This window comes from Vibrio sagamiensis NBRC 104589 (assembly GCF_007990935.1).
GTDB lineage: Bacteria > Pseudomonadota > Gammaproteobacteria > Enterobacterales > Vibrionaceae > Vibrio > Vibrio sagamiensis.
Window position 1 is genome coordinate 1 of the sequence record NZ_BJXJ01000086.1, and the last position, 4002, is coordinate 4002.

The window sequence follows — 4002 nt, forward strand, 5'->3', positions numbered from 1 at the left end:
AATTTTTGCAACAAGCCCCTGTAAGCCATTCTTAGCGCCTCAACTATCCCCTATCCCCCGTGATTCCTAAAGGGCTCACGGCAGGCTAGTGCCTTCCCTGGATAACTTAATTGCACTGATAAAAGTTGCGAAAAAACGAGATCAAAAACGTCGCAGGTGGGGAGGAGGAGTGCATTTTCCGTGGTGCACTCGTACTTTTGGTGGGTTTACTGGTAGTTATTAAACTAGTGTTACACTTATTTAGATGTATCAATGAAACATATTTCAATTTCTTCCATCAAATTCTAATTTATTGTTCAAATAAAAATTCCTGAACAATAATCACATTTTCTAAATTAAAAAATAAATAACAATTGCGTGATTTTATTAATTTAATTTTAATGGGTTTTACCCTACAGAATCATTAATATTCAACTTATCATTTTTATAAGTGATAAATTAAAGCATAACAAGGCTATTGAAAATGAAAAAAATGATACTTGCTACTCTTCTTTTTTCTGCAGCAGGTAATATTGCCAGCGCAACAACAGTAACAGAAAACAATGAAAAGTTTTTTCGAATAGAAACAATGTTCAAAATGCAAGAGTGTCTAGAATCAAACCTAAGTGACTTAACTTCAAATAATGACTATAGAGGCATGACTCAAATTAAAGATTACTTAGATATGACAAAAAATGCACTTTCAGTACAGATTGATAACAGCTTAAACTTAGATAGAAATCAACATGGCATGACCAATAACGATTTAACACTGTTGTTAATGGCATATTGTGCACATGGGGAATAATCTACATTACTTATATTTACCAAAGGATTGGTTTGAAAACCATTCCTTTTTATTTATTATTTTAGTCACATTTTGAGTAAATTACTTTCAAGTTTTCACTTAAACTTCGACTATTTTAGTGACATCTTTTTGAGGAGGAAGTTGGATAAACTCATACCATTCTATAAGAATTTTTAAAAAGATCGTTGTCGAGATAAATTGATTGCAGGAAACATCAAAATTGAAAGAGACTTCCGTACGCTCTCTACCAATCTCTGCATAAAATGTTTCAGTATGTATCTCTCCTCTATCAATTTGGCCTTCAATAACTTTCTTAGTCTCTTCAATTTCATTTTTGGTCCTTTCGATCACTTCCTCAAGCCCCAAACCACCATCGTCAAATAAAACTCCCCCTAAAGCGTCGCAGTCTTTAAATGCTGGAGTATCACAATAACTATAAGGAGTTATTCTTGTACCAAATTCAAATTTCCAAACAAAATACATTTTCATAGTTAACTCTCTTATTCTAAAGGGTAAACCGTTTTTTTAGAATATAGATATCCTTTAACTTTGACACCACTTTGGGTACATTTCAAGAGCTCGCGGTAGCTTAGCGCCTTCCGTGGATAACCTAATTGCACTGAATAAAAGTTGCGAAAAAACGAGATCAAAAACGTCGCAGGTGGGGAGGAGGAGTGCGTTTTTGGTGATGTATTCATACTTTGGGTGACGAATTAGGATATATAAGATACTGTCGTCAATATCTTTAATTTAGTTAATTAAATATATTCTTTCAGGTTACCTAAAATATCAATTTATTTTCAAAAACAACAATTACATAAAGATGATTTATAGATCAAAAAACGTATGTTTAGAGAAAGTTTTTCCTGCATTTTTTCATTTTATGACTAGTATAAATTTGTCATTATTCCTGAGTTTTTAGGAATATTACAAATAAAAAATAGATTAATGGACTTTTAAAAAATGAAACTAGCAACGACTTTACTGGCTACACTTATTTTTTCTTCTACGGGTGCTATTGCCAATACAACGAAATTAAATGAGCAAGATAAATTATTAATTGAAAAAGCTGCCAACTTAAATATTACCCGATGTGTAGATAGACAACTTAATGAATTGGAAGAAAATCCAGAAAGGTTATTAATTATGGCAGATACTTTTAGATCAACCCTACCTAAAGTTTATGATATATATTTCAGATTAAACTTAGATTTCGGTCATGATTTTGACTACAGGCAACCTACAGTATTAGAGACTACTATCATGTTAGTTGCAAATTGTTTACCACATAAAAAGTAGTTACCCGAAATAAAATTAGGCTTTTACTGGGAAAATTTATTAAATAGGAAAACCATGAAATTTCTAACAGCAATTACCACTTCTATGATTTTATTATCTCCATTATCTGCCAGTGCATATGATGCACAAGAACAATTTCAGGAATGTGTAAAATATAGTTACTCCGATTTATATAGTTTCTTAGTCTATCACGTAGACAAATGCCAAGATAAAACTGAATGCACTCAGCTACAACGTGACCTTGATAATATCAATCAAGTATGGGCACCTGGCGATATTATATTTAGCCAAATACAACTGGATTACGACATTGACGCTTCAACAATATTCCTTTGGGGGGCTTCTGTAGGCCTTAACGAAATGAATACCCGTGAATTGATAATTAGAACAGTTGATAAGTGCGGTATTAGTTTCTAATTTTCAAAGAAAAACGTTCAATATAATGTAAAATAATCTACAAATATAAAGAGTGGCTTATACCCACTCTTTTTATTTATACATTTACCAATAATTTTTAATCTTCAATATGAATTAAAGTACTTTTCCGACATAAAATCTGGTCAGTATGACCCGATTCTTACCTTTTACTAACAGGTTTTTTGCCCTCTACCACGCTAGCAGCGTTTCGCTGAAATAGAATTGCGAAAAAATGAGATCGAAAACGTCGCAGGTGGGGAGGAGGAGTGCGTTTTCCGTGGGTTAGGTGTGCTTTCGGTGGGGCTGTGTCGCAGACACAAAAAAGCCACCGTAATCGGTGGCTGTCTGGAAAAACAATTCAAAATGGATATTATTAGGGATTTTACTTCCTATATTTTTTGTATAATGAATCAATAGAGTATTCAAACAATTCTTTGATATGGTGTTTAGCCTCTGATATTGAAACAAACTTAAAATCTAGCGAAAGAGACTTTCGGCCAAAGATTCCAAGAAAACCAGGATTAGAAACGACTTCCAAATGCAACCAGCCTCTGTCATTTTCAACTGGTGTAAATAGATATGATGCATACTTGTTATTCATATCGCCTAGCATGAAATAAAAGCCGCCGCCCTCACCCAGCTCATCAAACAATTCCAATTCTTTTGCCCAAGGGTAGTTGTCGATAGTTTCACAAGCTTCACGATGAAATTTTAGATCCCTTTCATGATTAACAAGCTCAGTACCGCCTTCTCTATGTTGATAAAAAACCTTAATTTGACTCATTAAATCACCCTTATTCATCCACTTTTGAATATATAATAATTGTCTTAATTATCTGAGCGCATAAGGTGTGAGGTCCTTCACAACCGCAATGATTTAGTAAAAATCACTATGTATTTAGGTCAATTTTTTCTAGTGCTCTTAGAGTCACAGATCATTTTTAATTTAGGTGGCTAGATAATGAGTGATAAAAAAGTATTTTCCCTAAAGGTTCGATGGCTTATGAAGCAGAGATTAATAGCGCAACGTTAGGTTACACCTCCCTCTCTTTTCGTAGAACAGAACAATCGAACTGTATAAATCCTCACCATAATTTAGTGCCATGGGCTTATCATTTTGATAGGTTTACGGTGTTATATGAGAGTAATTTACCAGGAGTGTGGCGAGAAAGCCCGTATACAAAAAACAAACCGCATTTCAACGAGCTGCAGCGACCCTGAATGCGGCCATACGTTCGTGATGAATGATCATCTTCATGGCCTCTATCTTATTGCTATCAAGCTCGCCTTGATTGTCTGCAATCACCAATCCCATCAAATACACACCGACCTTTGCCCTGCTCTCAAGTTCGGTACTTAACGCGACCCCATCTACGATTAACTCTAATGCTTGTTGAAAAAGTTGGTTTTTATTAGACATGACAAGCCCTCCTTATGATGACATAAGCATGAAAGTGTATATACATACAGTTTCCTAGCGAGAATTATATCTTTTTAGG

At 34.3% G+C, this 4002-nt stretch carries 6 protein-coding genes; 4 read left to right on the top strand and 2 right to left on the bottom strand.

Annotation, left to right across the window (positions count from 1 at the left end):
• Window positions 1-463 precede the first annotated feature (463 nt).
• Window positions 464-787, top strand: coding sequence for a hypothetical protein (locus tag VSA01S_RS19290; protein WP_039983772.1), 324 nt, complete (start codon window positions 464-466; stop codon window positions 785-787).
• 99 nt (window positions 788-886) lie between these two features.
• Here VSA01S_RS19290 and VSA01S_RS19295 read toward each other — a convergent pair whose 3' ends face one another.
• Window positions 887-1276, bottom strand: coding sequence for a TetR/AcrR family transcriptional regulator (locus tag VSA01S_RS19295; RefSeq protein ID WP_039983773.1), 390 nt, complete (start codon window positions 1274-1276; stop codon window positions 887-889).
• Between the two features lie 474 nt (window positions 1277-1750).
• Here VSA01S_RS19295 and VSA01S_RS19300 point away from each other — a divergent pair, with 474 nt between their 5' ends.
• Together VSA01S_RS19300 and VSA01S_RS19305 are read left to right on the top strand one after the other, a co-directional pair.
• Window positions 1751-2086: a hypothetical protein gene (locus VSA01S_RS19300; RefSeq protein WP_039983846.1), complete on the top strand. Its 336-nt coding sequence runs from the start codon at window positions 1751-1753 to the stop codon at window positions 2084-2086.
• 54 nt (window positions 2087-2140) lie between these two features.
• Entirely contained in the window at window positions 2141-2503 is a 363-nt protein-coding gene (locus VSA01S_RS19305) for a hypothetical protein (protein WP_039983844.1), read from the top strand.
• Between the two features lie 382 nt (window positions 2504-2885).
• Here the strand turns inward: VSA01S_RS19305 and VSA01S_RS19310 are convergent, their stop codons facing one another.
• Window positions 2886-3287 (bottom strand): hypothetical protein, encoded by a 402-nt coding sequence (locus VSA01S_RS19310; RefSeq protein ID WP_050567503.1) that lies wholly within the window; start codon window positions 3285-3287, stop codon window positions 2886-2888.
• 354 nt (window positions 3288-3641) lie between these two features.
• On the opposite strand from VSA01S_RS19310, the gene VSA01S_RS20610 reads away from it, so the two are divergent.
• Window positions 3642-3863, top strand: a complete 222-nt coding sequence (locus VSA01S_RS20610) for an Ogr/Delta-like zinc finger protein (RefSeq protein WP_371860814.1) — start codon at window positions 3642-3644, stop codon at window positions 3861-3863.
• The last annotated feature ends 139 nt before the right edge of the window (window positions 3864-4002 follow it).

Coding starts and splice junctions, on each gene's coding strand:
- VSA01S_RS19310 (WP_050567503.1), bottom strand. CDS start 3,287: ATGAGTCAAATTAAGGTTTTTTATCAACATAGAGAAGGCGGTACTGAG.
- VSA01S_RS19295 (WP_039983773.1), bottom strand. CDS start 1,276: ATGAAAATGTATTTTGTTTGGAAATTTGAATTTGGTACAAGAATAACT.
- VSA01S_RS19300 (WP_039983846.1), top strand. CDS start 1,751: ATGAAACTAGCAACGACTTTACTGGCTACACTTATTTTTTCTTCTACG.
- VSA01S_RS19290 (WP_039983772.1), top strand. CDS start 464: ATGAAAAAAATGATACTTGCTACTCTTCTTTTTTCTGCAGCAGGTAAT.
- VSA01S_RS19305 (WP_039983844.1), top strand. CDS start 2,141: ATGAAATTTCTAACAGCAATTACCACTTCTATGATTTTATTATCTCCA.
- VSA01S_RS20610 (WP_371860814.1), top strand. CDS start 3,642: ATGAGAGTAATTTACCAGGAGTGTGGCGAGAAAGCCCGTATACAAAAA.